Origin of the sequence: uncultured Gemella sp., assembly GCF_963525875.1 — a bacterium.
GTDB lineage: Bacteria > Bacillota > Bacilli > Staphylococcales > Gemellaceae > Gemella.
This window is the reverse complement of sequence record NZ_CAURMG010000005.1, coordinates 1-21,623: the sequence shown is the minus strand read 5'-3', so window position 1 is coordinate 21,623 and position 21,623 is coordinate 1. Positions and strand designations below refer to the sequence as shown.

Annotated in this window: 24 protein-coding genes, 2 tRNA genes and 1 other RNA gene; 23 read left to right on the top strand and 4 right to left on the bottom strand. The window is 29.0% G+C overall.

Translation table 11 applies throughout. The features are described from left to right. Positions 1–160: 160 nt before the first annotated feature. The 9 genes from RWQ73_RS01705 (at position 161) to RWQ73_RS01665 (ending at position 7,171) form a co-directional block, all read left to right on the top strand. Positions 161–1,369 carry a DNA polymerase IV gene (locus tag RWQ73_RS01705; RefSeq protein WP_314406401.1) on the top strand — a complete coding sequence of 403 codons (1,209 nt, stop codon included), beginning with the start codon at positions 161–163 and terminating at the stop codon, positions 1,367–1,369. An 18-nt stretch (positions 1,370–1,387) separates the two neighbouring features. Beyond that, complete coding sequence (locus RWQ73_RS01700; protein WP_314406400.1) at positions 1,388–2,068, top strand: tRNA (adenine(22)-N(1))-methyltransferase TrmK; 681 nt, start codon at positions 1,388–1,390, stop codon at positions 2,066–2,068. Positions 2,069–2,095: 27 nt separating this feature from the next. Next, positions 2,096–2,866 carry a threonine/serine exporter family protein gene (locus tag RWQ73_RS01695; protein ID WP_314406399.1) on the top strand — a complete coding sequence of 257 codons (771 nt, stop codon included), beginning with the start codon at positions 2,096–2,098 and terminating at the stop codon, positions 2,864–2,866. Between the two features lie 10 nt (positions 2,867–2,876). Beyond that, positions 2,877–3,326: a threonine/serine exporter family protein gene (locus tag RWQ73_RS01690; RefSeq protein ID WP_314406398.1), complete on the top strand. Its 450-nt coding sequence runs from the start codon at positions 2,877–2,879 to the stop codon at positions 3,324–3,326. Positions 3,327–3,378: 52 nt separating this feature from the next. Further along, positions 3,379–3,639, top strand: coding sequence for a hypothetical protein (locus tag RWQ73_RS01685; protein WP_314406397.1), 261 nt, complete (start codon positions 3,379–3,381; stop codon positions 3,637–3,639). Positions 3,640–3,920: 281 nt separating this feature from the next. Then, positions 3,921–4,185, top strand: an RNA gene (gene ffs / locus RWQ73_RS01680) — signal recognition particle sRNA large type. Positions 4,186–4,268: 83 nt separating this feature from the next. Beyond that, a complete protein-coding gene (locus RWQ73_RS01675) occupies positions 4,269–5,630 on the top strand; it encodes an MATE family efflux transporter (protein WP_314406396.1) in 1,362 nt (453 codons plus the stop codon). 248 nt (positions 5,631–5,878) lie between these two features. After that, entirely contained in the window at positions 5,879–6,307 is a 429-nt protein-coding gene (locus RWQ73_RS01670) for a DUF1836 domain-containing protein (RefSeq protein ID WP_314406394.1), read from the top strand. A gap of 21 nt (positions 6,308–6,328) precedes the next feature. Next, the gene (locus RWQ73_RS01665) at positions 6,329–7,171 is read left to right on the top strand and encodes a DegV family protein (protein WP_314406393.1); all 843 of its coding nucleotides are present in this window, start codon (positions 6,329–6,331) and stop codon (positions 7,169–7,171) included. A 105-nt stretch (positions 7,172–7,276) separates the two neighbouring features. Here the strand turns inward: RWQ73_RS01665 and RWQ73_RS01660 are convergent, their stop codons facing one another. Further along, positions 7,277–7,636, bottom strand: a complete 360-nt coding sequence (locus RWQ73_RS01660; protein ID WP_314085105.1) for a hypothetical protein — start codon at positions 7,634–7,636, stop codon at positions 7,277–7,279. Between the two features lie 146 nt (positions 7,637–7,782). Between RWQ73_RS01660 and fsa the strand changes: the two genes are divergently transcribed. Further along, positions 7,783–8,436, top strand: coding sequence for a fructose-6-phosphate aldolase (fsa, locus tag RWQ73_RS01655; protein ID WP_314406392.1), 654 nt, complete (start codon positions 7,783–7,785; stop codon positions 8,434–8,436). 151 nt (positions 8,437–8,587) lie between these two features. Continuing rightward, positions 8,588–8,737, top strand: coding sequence for a 50S ribosomal protein L33 (gene rpmG / locus RWQ73_RS01650; RefSeq protein WP_003145675.1), 150 nt, complete (start codon positions 8,588–8,590; stop codon positions 8,735–8,737). A gap of 90 nt (positions 8,738–8,827) precedes the next feature. Here rpmG and RWQ73_RS01645 read toward each other — a convergent pair whose 3' ends face one another. From RWQ73_RS01645 to RWQ73_RS01635, 3 genes are all read right to left on the bottom strand, one after another. Next, on the bottom strand, positions 8,828–9,976 hold the full coding sequence (locus RWQ73_RS01645) for a tyrosine-type recombinase/integrase (protein WP_314406391.1): 1,149 nt from the start codon (positions 9,974–9,976) through the stop codon (positions 8,828–8,830). Between the two features lie 326 nt (positions 9,977–10,302). Further along, positions 10,303–11,349, bottom strand: coding sequence for an SAP domain-containing protein (locus tag RWQ73_RS01640; RefSeq protein ID WP_314406390.1), 1,047 nt, complete (start codon positions 11,347–11,349; stop codon positions 10,303–10,305). Positions 11,350–11,416: 67 nt separating this feature from the next. Continuing rightward, positions 11,417–12,307 carry a helix-turn-helix transcriptional regulator gene (locus tag RWQ73_RS01635; protein ID WP_314406389.1) on the bottom strand — a complete coding sequence of 297 codons (891 nt, stop codon included), beginning with the start codon at positions 12,305–12,307 and terminating at the stop codon, positions 11,417–11,419. Positions 12,308–12,495: 188 nt separating this feature from the next. Here RWQ73_RS01635 and RWQ73_RS01630 point away from each other — a divergent pair, with 188 nt between their 5' ends. The 12 genes from RWQ73_RS01630 to obgE all read left to right on the top strand — a co-directional run. Continuing rightward, positions 12,496–12,705, top strand: a complete 210-nt coding sequence (locus RWQ73_RS01630; RefSeq protein WP_314406388.1) for a transcriptional regulator — start codon at positions 12,496–12,498, stop codon at positions 12,703–12,705. Positions 12,706–12,962: 257 nt separating this feature from the next. After that, on the top strand, positions 12,963–13,208 hold the full coding sequence (locus RWQ73_RS01625; protein WP_314406387.1) for a helix-turn-helix domain-containing protein: 246 nt from the start codon (positions 12,963–12,965) through the stop codon (positions 13,206–13,208). 87 nt (positions 13,209–13,295) lie between these two features. Next, entirely contained in the window at positions 13,296–13,538 is a 243-nt protein-coding gene (locus tag RWQ73_RS01620) for a hypothetical protein (protein WP_314406386.1), read from the top strand. 1 nt (position 13,539) lies between these two features. Then, complete coding sequence (locus RWQ73_RS01615) at positions 13,540–16,095, top strand: phage/plasmid primase, P4 family (protein WP_314406385.1); 2,556 nt, start codon at positions 13,540–13,542, stop codon at positions 16,093–16,095. A gap of 461 nt (positions 16,096–16,556) precedes the next feature. Continuing rightward, the gene (locus RWQ73_RS01610; protein ID WP_314406384.1) at positions 16,557–17,240 is read left to right on the top strand and encodes a hypothetical protein; all 684 of its coding nucleotides are present in this window, start codon (positions 16,557–16,559) and stop codon (positions 17,238–17,240) included. Between the two features lie 54 nt (positions 17,241–17,294). Next, positions 17,295–17,456 carry a hypothetical protein gene (locus RWQ73_RS01605; protein WP_314406383.1) on the top strand — a complete coding sequence of 54 codons (162 nt, stop codon included), beginning with the start codon at positions 17,295–17,297 and terminating at the stop codon, positions 17,454–17,456. 740 nt (positions 17,457–18,196) lie between these two features. Further along, positions 18,197–18,736: a hypothetical protein gene (locus tag RWQ73_RS01600; protein WP_314406382.1), complete on the top strand. Its 540-nt coding sequence runs from the start codon at positions 18,197–18,199 to the stop codon at positions 18,734–18,736. Beyond that, on the top strand, positions 18,733–19,215 hold the full coding sequence (locus tag RWQ73_RS01595) for a hypothetical protein (RefSeq protein WP_314406381.1): 483 nt from the start codon (positions 18,733–18,735) through the stop codon (positions 19,213–19,215). The genes RWQ73_RS01600 and RWQ73_RS01595 overlap by 4 nt, the downstream gene beginning before the upstream one ends. A 13-nt stretch (positions 19,216–19,228) precedes the next feature. After that, the gene (locus RWQ73_RS01590) at positions 19,229–19,603 is read left to right on the top strand and encodes a protein-export chaperone SecB (RefSeq protein WP_314406380.1); all 375 of its coding nucleotides are present in this window, start codon (positions 19,229–19,231) and stop codon (positions 19,601–19,603) included. A 625-nt stretch (positions 19,604–20,228) separates the two neighbouring features. Next, positions 20,229–20,302: transfer RNA gene (locus RWQ73_RS01585), tRNA-Gly, on the top strand. 20 nt (positions 20,303–20,322) lie between these two features. Then, positions 20,323–20,396: transfer RNA gene (locus RWQ73_RS01580), tRNA-Asn, on the top strand. A gap of 179 nt (positions 20,397–20,575) precedes the next feature. After that, positions 20,576–21,623: GTPase ObgE (gene obgE, locus RWQ73_RS01575; protein WP_314406379.1), on the top strand; the 1,048-nt coding region annotated here is incomplete at its 3' end.

Genomic DNA, 21,623 nt, shown 5'->3' with positions numbered 1-21,623 from the left:
TATCTAAATTCGCTTTATAAAAGCTTTTTAGATATCTAATAAACTTTGCGGGGGTGACTCGACAAAATCGATTTCTTCGAAATCGCTATTTTAGAGTCACTCCCGTTTTGAATTGTTCTATATTGTTCCCGTTTTTAGTCTATTTTAAAGGGGTGAAAGAATGTCAAAAGTTATTGCTCATATTGATATGAATTGCTTTTATGCTAGCGTAGAAGAAAAATATAACTCTGAACTAAAAGGAAAACCTTTAGCAATAGCAGGAGAAGTGAAAACAAGGCATGGAATAATAGTAACTTCTAATTATGAGGCTAGAAAATTAGGAATAAAAACAACCATGCGTGTAGGAGATGCTAGGAAAATTTGTCCAAATATAAAAATTCTTCGCCCTGATATGCCTAAATACCAACAAGAGTCGAAGTTGATTTTTGATTTGGTACGAGAATATACGGATAAAATTGAGATAGTTTCTGTAGATGAGGCATATATTGATTTGACTGATTTTTCAGAACCTATAAAAGTTATAGCTACTATTCAAAGAAGGATTTATAAGCAACTAGGAATGCCTTCTTCAGTAGGTGTCTCATTTAATAAATTTTTTGCGAAAATGGGATCTAATTTAAAAAAGCCACTTGGTTTTTCCATTATTAATAAAAAAAACTATAAAGATATTCTTTGGAATTTAGATATAGGTGAGATGCATGGTTGTGGGAAAGCTTCAACTAAAAAATTGAAAAAAATAGGGATAAATACAATTGGTGATATTGCAGAAGCTAATGAGGTAATTCTTCATAGTGTATTAGGTGTTCAAGGGTTAAGGCTTAAGAATAAAGCTAATGGAGAAGGAAATAATGAGCTTAAATATACAGTTGATAGAAAGTCTATTGGGAATTCAAAAACATTTTCTAGTGATTTAATAGAAGAAGATGATATTTTAAAAGAAATTAAAAAATTGAGCGAGAAGGTCAGTTTAAGAGTTCAATCTAGAAATTATGTAGGGAATAATATCTCGATAATGGTTAGATTTAGTGATTTTAAGACAATTACTAGATCTAAGAAGATTCCAGAATTTATTTCTAGTGCGAATGATATTTTTAATTATGCATGGGATCTTTTGCTTGAACATTATGATTTCAGTCAAGGAGTTAGACTTTTAGGAGTATCATTGAATGACATTAAAAGATCTAAAGAATTAAAAGTTCAACTCGATATTTTTGACAAAAAAGATTATAAAGAAGAAGAGAAATATAGAAAACTCTCTAAAAAATTAAAAGCTGAATTTGGTGATAATATAATAACTGATTTTGAGAATTTTGATAACAGAGGGAAGACAGTAATTACGACAAGTTTTAGTAAAGATTTTTTAGACTAAAATAAAGAAGGAGATAAGATGTTAGCAATTAATAAAAGATTACAATTAGTGGCTGAGTATGTAGAAAATAGAAGATTAGCAGATATTGGTAGTGATCATGCATATTTACCTATCTATTTAGCTAAAAAGGATAAAATTGATTATGCAGTAGCTGGAGAGATAGTTGAAGGTCCGCATAAAGTATCGATAAAAAATGTTATAGAAGAGAATTTAGTCGGTACTATAGATTGTCGCAAGGCAGCAGGGTTAGATGCCATAGAATTAGCGGATAATATAGAAGTGATTACAATTTGTGGTATGGGTGGAAAGTTAATTGCAGAGATTTTAGAAAAAGGAAAAGAGAAACTAGCTAATAAACCAAATTTAGTACTGCAGCCTAATGTTGGAGAGAACTTTGTTAGAGAAAAATTGCAACAATTAGGATATAAGATAACAGCAGAGAATATAATTGAAGAAGATGGGCATATTTATGAAATTATCGTTGCAAAATCAGGTGAGATGAGTTTATCTGAGGATGAGGTTAATTTTGGAAAGTATTTGATGGCAGAAAAGAATGAATTGTTTGTAAAAAAACAAAAACAAGAACTATCGAAGATTGAATATATCTTAAATCAATTAGAAAAAGCAAATGAAGTTCAAGAGAACAAGATTACTGAATTTAAAAGTAGATATGCAAAAATATTAGAAATTATTTCTTAATATTGCGATTAAAAAGGAGGGGAAGGAATGTTACAATCTCTACAGGATGAAAGGGAAGCTAAAAAGTTATTAAATTTTAGTGTGAAGATAGCGAAGAGTATGTTATCTTATGGTGCAGAGGTTTATAGAGTCGAAGATACAGTGAATAGAATTTATAAATCATTTGATAACATTAAGGCAGCAAATAGTTTAGTTACGTATAATTTTGTTATTGTATCATTCATATATAATGATAACACATATACAGCGATGCGTAGGGTTGTCTTAGGAGATCGTGATTTAGAAAAAATTGCACTTTTGAATGATATATCTAGAAAAATGGTAATGGGTGGTTGCACATTAGATTATGCATTTAAAAAAATGAGAGAAATTAAAGCTAAAAGAAGGTATCCAGCCTATATTGTGATATCTGCTTTAATGATGTCAGCACCATTTTTTGCTATAATGTTCGGTGGGACCTTTAAGGATTCTTTATATGCAATTTTAATAATGGCAGTACAAGCTATTTTTATAAACTATACGGCAAAGTATAAAGTAACAGCTTTTGTTAGTAATTTTCTAGGTGCATTTATTACAACATTACTAGTAATGGTTGTGAGTAAGATTTTACTCATTTATAACCCATTCAGTATAATAATCGTAAGTTTAATGCCGCTAGTTCCTGGAGTTCAGGTTACAAATGCAGTTCGTGACTTTATGGCTGGAGATTATCTTTCAGGTATGATAGGTATTCAAGCAGCAATTTTTGTGTCAACGGCTATTGCTCTTGGAGTTGTTATGGGATTAAAATTAGTGTAAGGAGAAAACTATGGAGAACAGTGTTTTTATTCAATTTATAGCAGGTTTTGTTGTCAGTTTATCTTTTGCAATATTTTTCAATGCTCCAAAAAAATCTCTCCCAACATGTGGATTGATAGGGGCTATCGGTTGGCTAATTCAAGTGGTAACTAACATAGTATTAGCAGATGTAGTAGTAAGTAGTTTTCTTGGAGCAGTCTGTGTAGGGGTTCTATCTACTAATGCATCTAGATTGTTAAAATTACCGGCTACGATATTCATTTATACTGGAATGGTTCCTTTAGTTCCCGGTTATGGAATGTATAATACTATGCAAAATATTGTAACTAAAAATTATGGAGTAGCTTCAAAAGTGGGAATAGAGACGATTCTTCAAGCTGGTGCAATTGCAATGGGGATATTATTGGCGTCTGTATTTTCAGCATCGATTCAAAGGGTGAAAATTCAAAGAAAAAGATAAAAGTGATATAATAGAGATATTAGAAATTTTATGAAAGGAAGTAAGTAGTATTATGGAATATATTTTATATTATGCAGAAAGTTGTCCGGATACAGCACCATTTAAAGAAAAGTTATCAGAATTAGAAATAACATATAAAGAAATAGAAGTTATGTCTTCGTTAAAAAACTTTAAAGAATTCTTATATGTTAGAGATACATATTCACAATTTGAAGGAATAAGGGGTAATATGAAAATAGGTATACCTTGTTTAGTTATTAGTGAAAGTGAATGTGTATTAGAAATTGACGGGCTAACTAATATTAAAAGATAAACAATAATAAATTTCAGGGGCTGACCCAAAAGTCCTTAAATTTAACAAAGTGTAGATGAGAACTTATAGATGCAGTGATTTATTGATATCTAAATCGGCTTTATAAAAGCTTTTTAGATATCAAATAAACTGCATGGGGGTGACTCGACAAAATCTTGTTTCTTAGAAATCATGATTTTTGAGTCACTCTCTAGATAGTATATAAAGGTAAGTAATTTTGTGTTTAATCTCGAAACATTATTTATTTCTTGATTTTTACATATAAATTTGATATAATTAAAAAATGCTAGGTGGGGAGTTAGCGGTGCCCTGTACTTGCAATCCGCTTTAGCAAGACCGAATACCGAGATGCGGGTAGAATAGGGAATGTCGAGTTTAACACGTAATGTTGAGACTAAGGCACCTTACGACGCAATACTTATGAACCATGTCAGGTCCGGAAGGAAGCAGCATTAAGTAAGTCTATTGTGGGTGTGAGTTTTTGTCGAGGTTGAGTTGGCGATTAGACTAACGGTTTTTTAATCTATTCAAGTCTCGGTTGCATATAGTATAAATCGATGATATCTAAAAGTAATAAACTTTTGGATTTTTTTTGTGTGAAAAAGAAAAATATATAAAGGAGAGAACATATGTATCAAGGAAAAAACTTTTCTGAACGTGCAGGTATTTTTATTAACCTATTGTTGCCTGTTTTAGCTTATCAAGTAATTTCGTATTCATCAGGAATGATTGGAACGTTTATGGCGGGACATTATAGTCCTACAGACTTAGCGGGTGTTAGTATGGGTGTTAATATTTGGAATCCAATTATGTACACTTTAAATGCGATTGTTTTAGCATTAATTCCAATAGTTTCACAATTAATAGGAAAAAATAAAGAAGAAGATATTCCTACAGTTGTTAGACAGTTTCTTTATATAGCGTTAATAATAAGTATTATTCTTGTTATTGGACTAAATACATTAGCTACACCAATAGTTGATCAATTAGGTTTGGATAGTAATATCGCGGAAATAACAAAGAAATATTTGTTTTATGAAAGCTTTGGGGTACTGTCAATCTTCCTATATGTAGTTTTACGTTCATTTATAGATAGTTTAGGATTAACTAGATTATCTATGATAATGATGATTATATCAGTACCTGTAAATGTATTTTTTGCGTATAGTTTCATTTTTGGTAAATTTGGTATGCCTGAACTTGGTGGAGCTGGAAATGCAATTTCTGTTTCAGTAACATATACAGTACTATTTTTTATTGCATTATTTATAGTACTAACAAACCCTAAAATTAATAAGTATAAAATATTTGAGAAAGAAAAAGTTAGATTTGAAAAATGGTGGGAGATTTTTAAACTAGGAATTCCAATAGCAATAGCTACTGCACTAGAAACAGTTGTTTTTTCAACATTGTCATTAATGGTGTCGCGTTTTGATACGACAATTATTGCTTCTCATCAAGCTTCGTTGAATTTCTCTGGTTTTTTATATACTCTGCCAGTTAGTGTAGCAAATACTGCGACTATTATAGTAGCTTATCATGTAGGAGCTAAGAATTATAAATTGGCAACTGAGTATACAAAATTAACAGTAATTATGGGAATGATTTTGTCTGCAATAGCTGGATTAATCGTCTGGTTATTTAATACTAAAATCCCTTATTTATATAGTAATGATACTGGTGTAATTACTTTAACATCTGAGTTGTTATTATTTGCAATCGGTTTTGCGATGTGTGATTCATTTGCTTCAGCATTAGCAGGTGTATTACGCGGATACAAAAAAGTAGTACCAATATGTATAGTTATGTTTGTTGGTTATTATCTAGTTGGAATTCCTTGTGCATATTATTTTGTTTTCAAAATGGGAATTGGCATAGAAGGATTATGGATTGGTTGGATAATTGGACTTGCTGTTTATGCCTTAGGTGTACTATTCTATTATCTTTTTATGAGAAGAGAAATTAAGAAAAAAATAAAATTATCTAATTAATAAATATTATGCTGATAATAAAGGTTTAAATTTAAAAAATTTATATAAAAATTCATTGATACGGTGATTTATTTATATCTGAATTTGCTTTATATGGGCTTTTTAGGTGTCATATAATCTTTGTAGGAGCGGTTTGATAAAATTGATTTTATCGAACTGTTCCTTTTTTAGTTGCATAATAACTTGACTGTTTTTTAAAAAGACTATATAATATGGTTATTAAAACTAGATTATAGGGAGGTATATATTTGAACAAAGTATATCCGAAATGGTCAGAATTACCTAACATTGATCTTTATCTAGATCAGGTTTTATTATATGTTAATCAATTAGATAACTGTTCAATCGTAGATGATGATAAAGGACTAACCTCGGCAATGATTAATAATTATGTTAAAAATGGTCATTTAGAGAAACCGATTAAGAAAAAATATAATAGAAGACAGTTAGCAAGATTGATAGTTATTACATGTTTAAAAAATGTCTTTTCAATTCAAGAAATTAGTAAAACAATTAATAGTTTGACTATCGAAGAAAGTTCTGAAACAATGTACAACAATTTTGTAATGTGTATGAACGAAGAAAAAAGAGATGGATTGCCAGAAGTAATAGTTTCAGCTTGTGACACGGTTAGATTATATAAAAAGACACACGATTTAGTAGAAAAAATAATTTAAAATAATACTTGGAGGTATATTATGGAGTGGAAAATTGTAGTTGATACTGCTTGTGATTTTAGGGAAATACCTAACAAAGCAGAAAATGTTATTTATGAAAGAGTTCCATTTTCACTACAAATTGAAGACAAAGTTTTTGTTGATACATTAGACTTAGATATCGATAAAATGATGGAAGAAATGTATGCTAGTTCAGAACCAGCAAGATCAGCTTGTCCTAGTCCAGAGGCATATTTAGCTGCTTATAGAGGGGCTAAAAATGTCATAGTACTTACATTAACTGGAGCAATGTCTGGAAGTTATAATAGTGCTGTTATTGGTGAAAAGATGCTAAAAGAAGAAAATAAAGATGTTAATATTCATATTATTGATACTCTTTCTGCTGGTGGAGAAAATGATTTATACCTTCTTAAGATAAATGAGCTAATAAAAGAAGGGTTGTCTTTTGATGAAGTAGTATCAGAAATGAAGAAATATCAAGAAAACTCTAAACTTATTTTTGTATTGGAAAAAGTTGATAATTTGGTGAAAAATGGCCGATTAAACAAACTTGCGGCTACTGTTGTAGGATTATTAAATATGCGCATGGTTGGTGAAGCTAGTAATGAAGGAACTTTGCATTTACTTCATAAAGTCAGAGGTGAGAAGAAGGCTATTTCTACAGTAGTAGACGAAATGATAAAAGCGGGATATAAAGGTGGAAGAGTTGTTGTCACTCATAGAAACAATGAAGATATTTGCAGAAAAATACAAGACAAATTAAGAGAAAAGTTTTCAAATATAGAGTTTATGATTCTTCCTACTTCTGGTATCTGTAGTTTTTATGGAGAAGAAGGCGGAATGCTTTTAGGATACGAAATATAGGAAAGAGATCTTAATAGTATCATATGAAAATATAGTATTTAGAAATAGTAAAAGAGAAGAAGTTATTTACGTTATGTAATGGCTTCTTCTCTTTTTAAAATTTAACTAACTCTGTTTAGCTCTTTTTTTATGTTTTCGAAATTTCCCAATTAAAAAACCAGTCCCTTGACCACAAAGGCTGAAGAATATATACCCTAAACCATATATAAGAATATCAAAGTTTAATATGATTAAACAAGATATTGTATAAAAAATCCCTATAATAAATGAGAAAATATAGCTAAAGTCTTCTTTGTTATATGCATATAGAAATGAGATTAGAAAACTAATAACAGGGTATAAAATAATTAAAAGTAATATTATCATACCTGATCTATTTGATATAAAATAAGAACACAGAGGGAGTATTATAAATAAAAAGAAAGAAAAAATTAAATATGGTACTTTTTCTAAAAATTTCTTCATCATCTGCCTCCTAATTATAGTGTTATTCTATCATATATTGGGTTAAAAAACAATAAACAAATATATAAGTAATACGCTGTTGAATTGAAATCGCTTATAAAGTGTGATATTATAAGTGTAATAACAAACGAGAGGAGAATATCATAATGAAATTTTTTATCGATACAGCAAATGTAGAAGATATTAGAAGTGCTAATGATTTAGGTGTAATTTGTGGAGTTACTACAAATCCATCTTTAATTGCAAAAGAAGGAAGAGATTTTACAGAAGTAATTAAAGAAATTACAGCAATAGTTAATGGACCTATTAGTGGGGAAGTAAAAGCAACTACTACTGATTGGAAAGATATGGTAGATGAAGCAAGAGAAATTGCTAAAATCCACCCTAACATGGTAGTAAAAATTCCTATGACAGAAGATGGTCTAAAAGCGGTGAATGTACTGAAAAAAGAGGGAATTAAAACTAATGTTACGTTAATCTTTAGCCCAACTCAAGCTTTACTAGCTGCAAGAGCAGGAGCAACTTATGTATCTCCATTTTTAGGTAGATTAGACGATATTGCTCACAATGGACTATTATTAATCGAAGAAATAGTGGAAATTTTTGCGAATAATGATATTGATACACAAATTATTGCAGCGAGTGTGAGAAATCCAATTCATGTTACAGAATGTGCTAAATTGGGATGTGATATTGCTACAGTTCCTTATAGTGTAATTAAGCAAATGATTAAACACCCTTTAACAGACATAGGTATTGAAAAATTTAAGCAAGATTATTATAAAGTATTTGGTGAATAATCAGTAGAGGGCTTTTACGTCAAAAATATTTTTCTTTAAAAAAATTTAAAAATTTTGTATTTTATACTAGAAATATTTATAAAGTAATGTTATAATATATTTTGTTGTATGAAAAAGTTGTTAAGATTAAATTTTATAGGAGGTTATATTAATGCGCGTAAATGTAACATTAGCTTGTACAGAATGTGGTGACAGAAACTACATTACTAAAAAGAACAAAAGAAATAATCCAGACCGTATTGAACTTAAAAAATACTGTCCAAGATTAAAAAAAGTGACTTTACACAGAGAAACTAAATAATAAAGTTAGAGAAGCCTTAAAGTATCAACGTTTAAGGCTTTTTGTTTTGCCACTTGAATGCCATTTGAATGCCATTTGAATGCCATATTTTTATAAAGCCATAAATTTAGCAAATTTGTCAGCCATATTATCTCGTTGTTTTTCCGTTACGTGAGCATAAACACTCATTGTTGTTTTTAAGTCAGAGTGACCTAATCTATCTTGTACTTCTTGAATAGTAAAGCCACTTTCAAAAAGTAAACTACAATGTGTATGCCTAAAGCCATGTATCTTTATTTCTTTAAACTTGTGTTTCTTGCATATCTTACTTAATTTATCATTGGTAAAGTTAAGATATAAATAATCATTTGTGATATCGTTGGTAAAGCATAGTTGATTTTTCTTTACTCTAGTACCTAGAGAGAAAAACAATTCTCTTTGTTTAGCTTTCCAACGTTTAAGTATTAGCTTAGTTTCTTCATCAATACTAATTTTTCTTATACTACTTTTACTTTTAGGTGTCTGAACTTTTATCTTATACTCACTACTTATAGCTAAAGTCTTATTGATGTTTATAGTATTGTTGGTAAAGTCAATATCAGACCATTCAAGAGCCTGTAACTCACCTTTACGAATACCAGTATAAGCTAGCACCCTAAACATTGCAGAAAGCTTTATATCGTTTGTACTATCTACTAGTTTTAGAAAGTGATTTAATTCATCTTTAGAGTAATATAAATCCTTATCATTGCTAGTAATATCAACTTGCTTTTTTGGTAGTAATACATCTTTCATAGGGTTACTGTAGATAACTTTCATTTTAACAGCATAATCAAAAATCATACCGCCATATATTTTGATTTTTTTAAGTGTTGATAATGAAAATTTTTTACTGTAATTAGTAATGATTTTTTGACAAAAAGGCAATGTTATCTTTTTTAGTTGAACATGTTCTAATTTATCAAGTAATAGTTTAAACACGTATGAGTTTACAACTAAAGTACTTTCTTTAATAGTATGTTGGTAACCCTCATACCATAATTCATATATTTCTTTAAATGTTGTAACATCTGTATTTAATAAGCCATTAGTAGCTATTTCAGTTTTAATCTTAGCTTCACATAGTAGAGCTTCTTTTTTAGTTTTAAAACCGCGTCTAGTTGTATATCTATCTTTTCCAGTAATCTCATCTTTTCCAAGATAAATATGTACAGTATAGTACTTTTTTCTGTCTGATTTTTTTGTATATTGTTTAATCATTTTTATCATTTCCTTTCTATCTAGCACATATCAAAGAAATCAATAAATGATTAGGTAAAACCACATCATATAATGGGTGTGGTGAGACTTTTAAAGATTAGGTAAGTAATTACACCTCTTGATAATTAGAACGCTTAGAAGCGGTTTAAATGGCTTGTAATTTTAAGTGAGAAGCGGAAACCTTGATATAACAGCGTTTATATGGTATAATGCTATTATATTCTTTAATACAGAAACTATTTATCAAAGTATTTTATACAATTTTTAAGCACTGGTAATTTTTACTGGTGCTTTTTAAATTCCTACTTTAGCTTAATATAGATTAATCACTTTTCTTTTAAAATGAAATTCATTAAAGAATTAAAGAAACCTTTTTTCTTTTCTTTATTTTTATTCTCTAATAATAATTTTTCTTCTTTTTTTTGTCTGTATAATTCTAAGTTTTTGTCTAACTCTTCATAAGGATTTTTTAATTTTCCTTGTTCTTTATTCCTTTTGTAAATTCTATTTATGATACTATCAACCCCATGAGAGTTTTTTAAAGCAAAAGCAGTAATCAGGCTTTCTATTTCTTCATTAGTGAAATAGTGTAATGTATATAGGTTTGTTAGCTCTTGATAGTATAAAGTTAAATTATTCTTTAAATCAGAATTGGCTTGTAATAAAATTTTAATTTTATTAGCATAAAAATCTATTCCGTTTACTTGTTCTTTGAAAGATTTTAAAGTATTTGTTGAATAGTCTAGCAATTCATTAGAAAGGTACTCAAAACAACTTTTTAACAAATAATATAAGGCTTTATTTTCATCACTATACTTTATTAATACTTCTGCGAGTTGACTGTAGATAAAAGCATGATTAGAATTTGTGTATATTTCTCTTTCGAAAGTACATTTACTTTCAATAAATTTTATAACTAGATCCACCTTATTTAGTTCTTTATTCGATAAGTAACAGTTATATACATCACATGGATAACCTACATTGTAATTATGTAACAAATATACAAAATCAGTACTATTTACTATTTTAGAACCTTTAGAAGTTATAACACGTTCTTTTTTTATGAATTCTTGATAATTGTTTAAAGAAGCGATATTTATTATACGTTCTATTAATTCTGTTTTTCTTCCAGTAGTCTTTAAATCTTCTAATTGAAGTATATTTTTTAGTTCGTCTACCTTTAATTTATTTAAGGAAGTGAAGCAATCTTCTCTATACTCAATATATCCACCGTCTAAAAGTCTTTGTAATGATTTTTCATTATCGTTATAGTATTTTTCTTTCCAAAAGTTTTGGTTAAGTTCAGAAGCACGGCTATTTTTATTAATATAATGTAATATAAGAACATCAGTTCCGATTATATCTTTCATAGTAGTTAGTTCCTTTCTTTTGTTTTAAGAAATATCTTATTTAAGTAATAAGGGAAACTTCTAACTATTAATTGTTAGCTTCAGTTATTTCTATTACTTTGTCTATAATTGCAGTAGTTAAGTTATTTATTACCGCTTCTTTATAAGGTATTTCAAATACACCATTATTTTCTAATACCTTTTCAATAGTATCCTGTATTTCTTGATACATTTTATCATTACTGTAAGTTAACCTTAATCGGTATTTTATAGTGTCTATTAAGTCAGTGAAAAAAGGGAGAATTTGGTATTTATTGCTAATATTATCACCTTTTAAAATACTTAATAACGCCTTATAATAATCAAAGTCTTTTGGTAATTCAGTAAAGTTATATGGTATATTTTCATCTAATAATACATTTTGATATATACTTAATTTGCTTGTATCATCTTTACTAATATCATAAATAGCATGTTTCAATGCAGGTTCATCATCTAAAATATTTAAAACTAAATGATTATATTTCTCTAATAAAAATAAATTAGATTGTATATAGTCATCTAGTGCATAGTCTAGTATTTTGTCAAAGTCCTTTTCAAGTAAGTTAATGATGTCAGATATATCATTAATTGTTTTTGATTTACTTTTAAGATATTTTTTAGTAATCTCTAGAAAATCAAAACAAAGGAAGTCAGTTGCAATATTAGAATTATTTAATATAAAGTTTTCTAAATTGTTTTCTAAGAATTCATCAATAGAACCGTATAACAACTCATTAACAGTAATATTTCCTTTTTTAGCAATTATTTCTAATCTTGATCGATTAGGTAATGATGTTCCATTTTCCCAACGTAAAACAATACTTTTAGAAGCATTCAAATTATCAAGTTTTCCGAACTGCTCTAATGTTAATTTTAGACTATTTCTTATTCTAAATATACGTTCACTTACTTTGAGTTTGTTTATATTATATTTCATATATTATTCACCCTTCGGATTTTTTCTTGTTATCATTATACAATATATTTGCTAAAAACGGAATAAAAAGGTTACGAAAGTTACTAAAAAATTCATTTTTGTTATTGACAAACTAAAATACAGGTGATAAAATTTAATCAAAAGGTTACGAAAGTTACTTTTTAAATATTATGAAAGGAGTGGATTATATGAGCGTGGTTAAAATTAATAAAATAAAAGCGCTAAGAGAGGCTTTAAATAAAAGTCAGTCTGAAATGGCTAATTATTTGAATATATCTCAAGGAACTTATTGTAAAAAGGAACGTAAACAGAGATTTTCCGATAGTGAAAAAGTTATACTTACTAACTACTTTAAGGAAAGTTTTCCTAATGAGACTTTAGAAAGTATTTTTTTTTAACTTTAAAGTTACGAAAGTTTCGAAAAAACCTTTCAAGTACCAAGCTACCAACTAGACTACTTAAAAGGTTTCAAAGGAAGTATTTAACAAAAATACTTTCTTACATTATATCATAAGAAAGGACTTAACAAAATGGAAAACAAAGATCTATACATTAATACTTTTTGTTGTGCAGTGGTATTTATACCATTCATAACAGCATTTATTTATATACTAGCTATGCTAATGGACAGCATTTATTAAAGGAGCGTGATTATATGTTTAGTGAAGAATTTGAACAAGAAATGATTAAGGCGGTTCGTGAGATAGTCAAAGACATTTTACAGGATGAAATAAAGCAAGATAAACGATACAATCAAACAGAACTATGTGAAAACTTAGGTATAGGGTTAGAAACCTTATCAGACCTTAATAGACGCGGTTTAAGACCTACTAAAGTAGGTAGGCAGTATATTTATCTTGAAAGTGAAGTAAACAAGTTTTTAAGAGAAAACACTATTTAAAAAGTAGATATCTAGCACATATCAAAGAAATTAATAAAGGCGGTTATAGTACCGCTTCTTAAAATAAAGACAGGAGATAATAAGACAATGGAAAAGCAAGACCAAATTAAAAAACTAAAAGAGATTGAAAGCAAAGTAAGAAGTGCAGTTATAAACCTTAGTGTATTAAAGAATTATGCTGAACAAGTACCTAATGATGTTGAGTTATTAGACCAGTTTAAAGAGGACTTTGTAACATCTATTAGTGAGATGATACCAGTACTTGAAGAAGTGTTTTTTGAAGATGTTGACGATTTACTTCATAGTTTAGAACAAAATGAGGTGATGTAATTTGAGAGAATACTACTTTTATAAACAAACAGGCTTTAATGCTAAAAAAGGTAGGGAAGAAATACAAGTAGATTTTACACCATTTGATATTTTAACGAGATATCAACCTAAAAACTTTGATTTACCTATTGTAACTGATGAAAAGGTAGAAGAATGTAAACAGCATTATATTAAAAAGGCAGAAGACGTGAACTTTACTTTAAAATACACTGATGAAGACTATCATTATCTTACTCAATGTAATGAGATAAAGAAAGAAGCGGAATACTTTTTAATAGGTAAATTTGATAAAGTTAACGGCGAAATATCAACGTTAAAAACAGGCTTTGTTTATAAGTACCTTGCAGTATTAGATTATGAATACTTATCTGTAGATACAGAAGAATTTTACGAGCTTATTCGCTCTAAATTGTCTAAATACTCATATATGATATATAAATCAGTATCATATACTGAAGTACACCCAAGGTTTAGGGTTATAGTAGATACTAGTCGGGAAATGAACGAGGGTGAAAACCTCGCAACATTGAAAAGTATTGTTGACTTAATAGGACTTGACCCCGACCCAGCAAGTTTTACTTATAATCAAATACAAGGGCTCCCATTAATAGTAAATGGTGGTGATTATGAACCTATAATAAACCATGGTGAACCATATCCAGTACAAGAAGCGGTTAAAAAGAAAAAGAAAACCGCTTTTTATAACGTTGATAAGAGGGTTAGTATTTCAGATGAAGACTATACAAAGATGTTTAACAGGTATTTAGAGTTAGATTATGAAAATATCAACACTGAAGATGATAACAACTATAACCGAGCCTTAGGGATATTGTTATCAATAACCTATGATTTTTGTTTCAACATAATAAGCTATGATGTTGCTTGTGAGTGTTCTGACTTATTAGCAAACATAGGAAGAGACCCCGAAAAATACCGCGAAGAGAACCAAGACAAAATAAACCACGCTATCAAGAGTTGGCAAAATAACCCTAATTATTTTGATAATGAGAAAAGTTATTCAATGTTACAAAGATTTGAGATAGTTGGGAATGAGAAAGACAAGAACTTTTCATATTTAGTACGATATAAGCTAAATAAACCTATTTTAAGCACTGGAGAGCTTCACTGGAGGTTATTTACTACTGGTGAACAGTGGAGAGTGGAAAATACGAAAATTGATAAGGACGGAAACGAAAAAGTACCTGTAATGAATTTTAACATTATTAGCAGTATGTTAAAAAAGCATATACCTATGAAGTTAACTGGAGAAACAGAAGATACATCTATTATCTATAGTTACAACTTTAGTGAGGGAATATATACAGGTCAAGAAGCCTATATTAATAGAGCAATTGCAAAACTTGAATTTAGGTTTGATCCTAGAAAATATACACAAGTTTACAAGTTTTTAAAAACTCAATTACCATTTTTACCTAGATTAGAAAGTAAGAACTTAATCGCAGTAAATAATGGAGTTTTTAACAATAAAGGAAAACGGCTTGAGCCATTTAATCCTACTTACTTTATAACCTCGAAATTAGCTATAAAGTATAATATACATGCTATAGAGAACTATGAAGCTATTAAAGATACATATTTTGATGTTGATAAATGGTTTCTATCTATTGCAAACGGTGATGAAGAGATAGTTAAATTACTTTGGGAAATAGTAAATGAAGCTGTAAACCCTAATCATACAAGAGAGAAAATGGTAATACTTTACGGTGAGGGAAATAACGGTAAAGGTAGTTTTCAAGCAATGCTTACTAATTTAATCGGTATAGAAAATATAAGCACCTTAACCCCTCAAGATTTTAGTGGAGAATTTAAGCTAGAGATGTTATTAGGTAAGGTTTGTAATATTGGTGATGATATTAGTAACAAGTATTTAGATGATATAAGTAATTTAATGAGTATAATTACTGGAGATCCAATACTAATAAATAGGAAAGGTAAAAGTGTAATATCAGCAGTTTTAAAGCTATTGAATATCTTTAGTGCTAATAGGCTACCTAAGATTAGAAATAAGAGCCAAGGTGCTTACAGACGTTTTTTAATAATTCCGTTTAATGCAGATTTTAACGGAAAAGTACAAGATAGACGTATAAAAGAAGAATATTTAAAAAATGAAATCGTACTGGAATACATTTTATATAAGGCTTTACACCTAAACTTTGAAAAGTTCTCTACTACTAAAGCAAGTGATGAAATGTTAGAAGAATATAAAGAAGACAATGATTATTTATACAGTTTTACAAAAGATTGGTATGCAGAAAAAAAACTTCATGAAGTTGAGCGTGTACCAGTACCTTTAATAAAAGATATGTTTAGACATTATTTAACAGCAAACTATTATGATTTAAAAATCACTAGTAGTTTAGGAAAAGACCTAGCTGTACACCTTAATAACATTTATAAAGAAGTAGGATATAAGTATAAAGTAGAGCGTTCAAAAATTAGAGTTGAAGACCGTGGGAAGTTAGTTGAATATTTACCGCCAGTGGAACGTCAAAATATACCAGATAACTTAGTACATTGTATAGTGAAAATACAATGATTTTAAGGATTGTTAAAGGTAACCTTGATTATTGTTTGGGTTACCTTTAAAGAAAAGTTATTATAGCAACGTTTAACGGATATATTTTCAAAAGAATAAGTAACCTAATTATTCAGTTTAGGTTACCATTTAAAACCGCTTCATATAAAGGTTTATTGATTATAAGGTAACCTAGTAACCTAAATATTTATATTTAGAAAGATTATATAAAAAATATATAGGTATCACATGTAAATATAAAATAACATTGATGTTAAGGTTACCTGCTCCCTTGAGGGTTAAAAGTGTTGATATAATTGGAGTTAGGACGGTAACCCAAAAGGTAACCTAAAGGTTACTTTGGTTACCAGTAGAATTTAATTAAAGGAGATTAGAAGATGTATAAAATTACTAGAGTTATACCTATATTTTGTTTCTCTGATGAAAGAGAAACTACTTTACATATAGGAAAGGTTATCTAAATGCAGTTAACAGCTTCAGAGAGTAACCGATTAGACTGGTACATAGAAGATGAAAGCAGACCAGTAGAAGCTATTAAGTTGATAGATGAATACTTATCAAGTTTGACCGATTCTGATCGTGAAGAATTGATAAGTATTTATTTCAAATTTGAAAAAGAGATTAAAAGCCAAAGGCAAAGGCAACGGATAGAAAAGCATAAAGCTAACATGTATAATTTACTTGTAGAAAATGGAGTTTTAGGAAAGAAACAGGATGAAAAAGAAGTAAAAATATACAAGTTAGAGCTATATAAACGACTTACAGAAGATGTAGGATTGATAAACGTAAAAATTGAAGTGCTTAAAGAAAAGTTAAAGTATAAGAATAGTATTAAAGCCGTTGACTATTCAAAGGAGAATGTACAAGGTATTAAAGCTAGTATTGATTTTAGTCTTAATATAATATCTGAGATAGAAGAGTTAGAGAGAAGAAGAAAAAGACTACTTATTAAGATTGAACAAGCGAAACAGAACATACTAAAAGCTATTATTAATATGCAGTGTACAGATGAGCTTACGAAAGATATTTTCAAAAGAAGATACATACATCTTGAGAGTTGGGAAGAAATATCTAATAAATTAAATCAACCTCTTAACAGCATATTAATCTTTCACAATAGCTATTTATACTTTATTGAACTATAATACCGCTTCTGTATAGCTATAAAATTTAAGCAATTTAGAAAGGATAAAATACACATGGATGAAATGAAAAAAATGCTTAAAGAAATAAACGTAGAAGAAAGTCTTAAGGAGATTGATGAAAGCATTGACTTTGAAGAACTTGATAAACAATGGGTTCGTAATCTTGAAGAGCTTAATAATTTATGGAGTGATAAATTTGAAGATCTTAATTTTTAGCTATTGATTAGGATCAAGAGAAAAATGAGGTCTCTAAATTCATAATATAAAGGGTTACAAAGGTGATATATTAAAAAAGGACATTCGGGAGAACCTAAAAAGTAAAGGACATCTATTAATAGGTGTCTTTTTTATTTATCCTTAGAAGCGGTTGAACCAAGAGCGAACAAAGAGTGAAAATGAGAAAATAAAAAACTATCCAGCCTTTTCAGCCCCCCTAAAAAGATGTAATATTTAGTTGAACTCCGAGCGAAGCCCGAGAAAGTTAAAAGTATTCGGCACTTTCGGCGGCCCTAAAAAAGAGAATATAGTAGCGTTTATTCTCCTTGTAAGAGGTCAAGGGGTATAATCACAAGGGAAAGTATAATCAGAACGCTTAGAACGTAAAATACAACGTGTATATTCAAAATAATCAACAACACTTGCAGTTTTAAAAAAACAATATGGAGAAACTGGAGACACTAAAAAGAATATACCAACATTTCCAACCCCTAAAAAAGGTAACCCAATATTTCTATTCCTCTAAAAAGAGTATACTAAGGGGTAATTATAAAAAATATATTAATTTAATTTTTTCATAATATTATGCCATAATTAAGTAAGTATGAAATTTTCGTAATTTTTATGTTTTTTCGTTGAAATTTATGGGAAAATGAAGTAAAATGATATAAAGATAAAGAAAGGGGTAGTTACAATAAAAGTAATTATTTATTAAAATATTTATTTTTAGAATCTTTAATATGGAAACAACGATATATCATTCTACAGTTGAAACTTGTTTAAACAATATACTAGAAAGTAAAAGTGTAAAGACAAAAAAAATTGATTTTAATAAAAATAAAAATCCGGGGAGTCTTGGCTATGGATTTTATGGCTTTTCAGATAAAGATCTGTGCAAGCAGTACGGGGAAGAAAAATTAAAAAATTTTAAAATGCTTAGTTGTGATATCTTATTATCTGATGAAAATACTCTTGATTTTCGTGATGAAGTAAATCTCAATTATTTCAACAGGTTTAAAAATGACATTAAAAATAAAGAAGTATATAAAATAAATAAAGAGAATTTTAAAAATTCTTTTGCCCAGTCTAGTTTTGAGGGAGCTATTATTGAACTATTTCTGCTTCATCTAAAAAGGATAAAGGACATTTCTATAGATTGTGTAATTGCTATGACTGTAACTCAAGTTAGTACATCAGAAAAGTCTCTAGTTGCGAATGGTACTGAGTATTGTATAAAAAATGAAAGTATTATAAAAGAAATGAAAGAAGTGATATTATGAGATTAGATTCTTATTTTACAAAAGAAGAGTTTATAAAATCTATAGAGGAACATATAACAGATGATGATATAAGAATGATGTTTGAATATGCCAATATAAAAAAAGCTGAACAAGCATTTTCAGATAATCATTTTTTAATAAATAATCCACCTCTACTACTCAATGAGGATATTTTTCAGGAGAATTTTTCAACAATTTTAAATATGGAGAATGTAATTAAAACATCTGAAGATATGCCAACTGAATTTAAGAGCATAATCAAACCATATACAAATAATGAATCTCAACAATTAAATACCTTATTATTATATTTAATAAAAAAATATAAAGTTAATTCGTTTCGGTCTAAACCTAAAGTCAAAACATACAAATATGAAATGCCTAACATTAGAAATACCTTTAATAATTCTAAAGGTATGTTATTCGGTTTAGATAATACATTTGAACCAAATAAACACAAAGAAGAAATTGGAGCTTAGGAGCATTATAAATATGAAAGCAATTTTAGAATTTAACGGATATAAAATAATTGAGTTAATCTATAAAGGGGATTTTGACGTTTCTGATAAAGATGAAAGTGACCTTGAAGTAGCGGTAGGAACAGCTGTATCAGATGATGAAAGTAAGGGACAAGTTAGAATTTCTGTTACAGCCTGTGACATTAAAAATAAAAGAATGGTAAAGGCCGTAGTTTTAGGATTTTTTGGTCTCGGCGATATAAAAAATAAAGAACAGATACTAGCTGTTAATGGTACAGCTATCCTTTACCCTTATATTAGAGCTATCATCTCTACCGTTACTACACAAGATAATCTATCTGCAATCATCTTACCAACAGTAAATACAAATATCTTCTTAAAAAAATAAAACTTCTTTTTAAAGGAAAAATAAATAAATAACTGACTTAATTTCTAAGTTAGTTATTTTATATTACATTCCTTAATTCCTTTGATATGTGCTAGATGTTGACAATGTTTTGACAATGTTATTTAAAATATTATAGAGGGATACAGGGAGAAAGATTTTATAAAACCTTAATTTAACAAGTGTTATCCTGTACTGGTGTATAGCAAAGTATATAAGCTAAAACAGAGAAACTAAATAATAAAGTTAGAGAAGCCTTAAAGTATCAACGTTTAAGGCTTTTTGTTTTGTCTTTTGACAATGCTTTGACAATGTAATTTTTATAAAGCCATAAATTTAGCAAATTTATCTATGCAAAGAATATGTAATCTCATTCCCTAAATATAAGAAAGATTGAAAGTAGAAAATAATTATTTGAAAAAGGTCTTTACTTTTTATAGAATTAATATTATACTATATATTATCTAATAAAAGATTGTTTGCTATTGTCTAATCTTCTAGAGAATATTCTTTAGTAAAGCTAACAAAATTAGAAAAACAAAAGAAATTTTAAAAAAATTAAAAAAGTTATTGACAAACTATAATATCTATTATATAATTAATACATAAGTTAATAACAAATATTTATGCGGGTGTAGTTTAGTGGTAAAACCTCAGTCTTCCAAACTGATGTTGTGAGTTCGATTCTCATCACCCGCTCCATTTTTTTATTTAGAGATTTTTCCACAGTAGCTCAGTTGGTAGTAGCATCTGACTGTTAATCAGAGGGTCGCAGGTTCGAGTCCTGCCTGTGGAGTAAAGTACGGCTGTGTATGCAGCCGTATATTTTTTTGTTTAAAATCTCGCTAAATATTATTATAGTAGGAAAAATTATGTTATAATAGTTCATGGTATATGAACTTTTATCGAGTTGAATTTTATATAGTTTAAAGTTGAAGTTTAAGAAAAATAAAGAGAATTTTATAGGAGATTTTTATGTTTTTAGATGAGGTAAAAATATTCGTCCGATCAGGTGATGGTGGGAATGGATTAGTAGCATTTAGAAGAGAGAAGTATGTTCCAAAAGGTGGACCAGCAGGAGGAGACGGTGGACGTGGAGCAAACGTTGTATTTATAGTTGATGAAGGTTTAAGAACCTTCATGGATTATCGTTACCAAAAGAAATTCATAGCACCTAATGGTGAGAACGGGATGAGTAAAGGTATGCACGGTAGAAAATCTAAGGATTTATACTTAAAAGTACCACCGGGAACAGTAATTCGTGATACTGATACTGGAGAAGTATTAGCAGACTTAGTAGAACATGAGCAAGAAGTAGTAGTAGCTCGTGGAGGACGTGGAGGACGTGGAAACTGTCGTTTCGCAACACCTTCAAACCCAGCGCCGGAAATTGCTGAAAATGGTGAACCAGGAGAAGAAAGAAATCTTACATTAGAATTAAAACTTATGGCTGATGTAGGTCTTGTTGGATTCCCTTCTGTTGGTAAATCAACATTATTATCAATAACATCAAAAGCAAAACCAAAAATTGCTGATTATCACTTTACAACATTAGCGCCAAATCTTGGAGTTGTAGAAACGAAAGATCACAGAAGTTTTGTTATGGCTGATCTTCCAGGATTAATTGAAGGTGCTAGTCATGGGGTAGGACTTGGACATCAGTTCTTACGTCACATTGAAAGAACGAAAGTTATTGTTCACGTAGTAGATATGTCTGCAACTGATGGACGTGATCCGTATGAAGATTATAAAATTATAAATAAAGAGTTAGCAGAGTACAACATGAGACTTTTAGAAAGACCTCAAGTAGTAGTAGCCAATAAGATGGATATTCCAGTAGCTAGTGACAATCTTAAAGAGTTTAAAAAACGCTTAGAAAATGACAGTGAAGAAGTAGATATCGTTGAAATTTCTGCATTTACACGTAGTAATATAGATAATTTACTTTATAAAGTAAGTGATATACTTGATAATACAGATCCAAATATGTTATATGAACTTGATACTGAAGAAGAAAGTATGG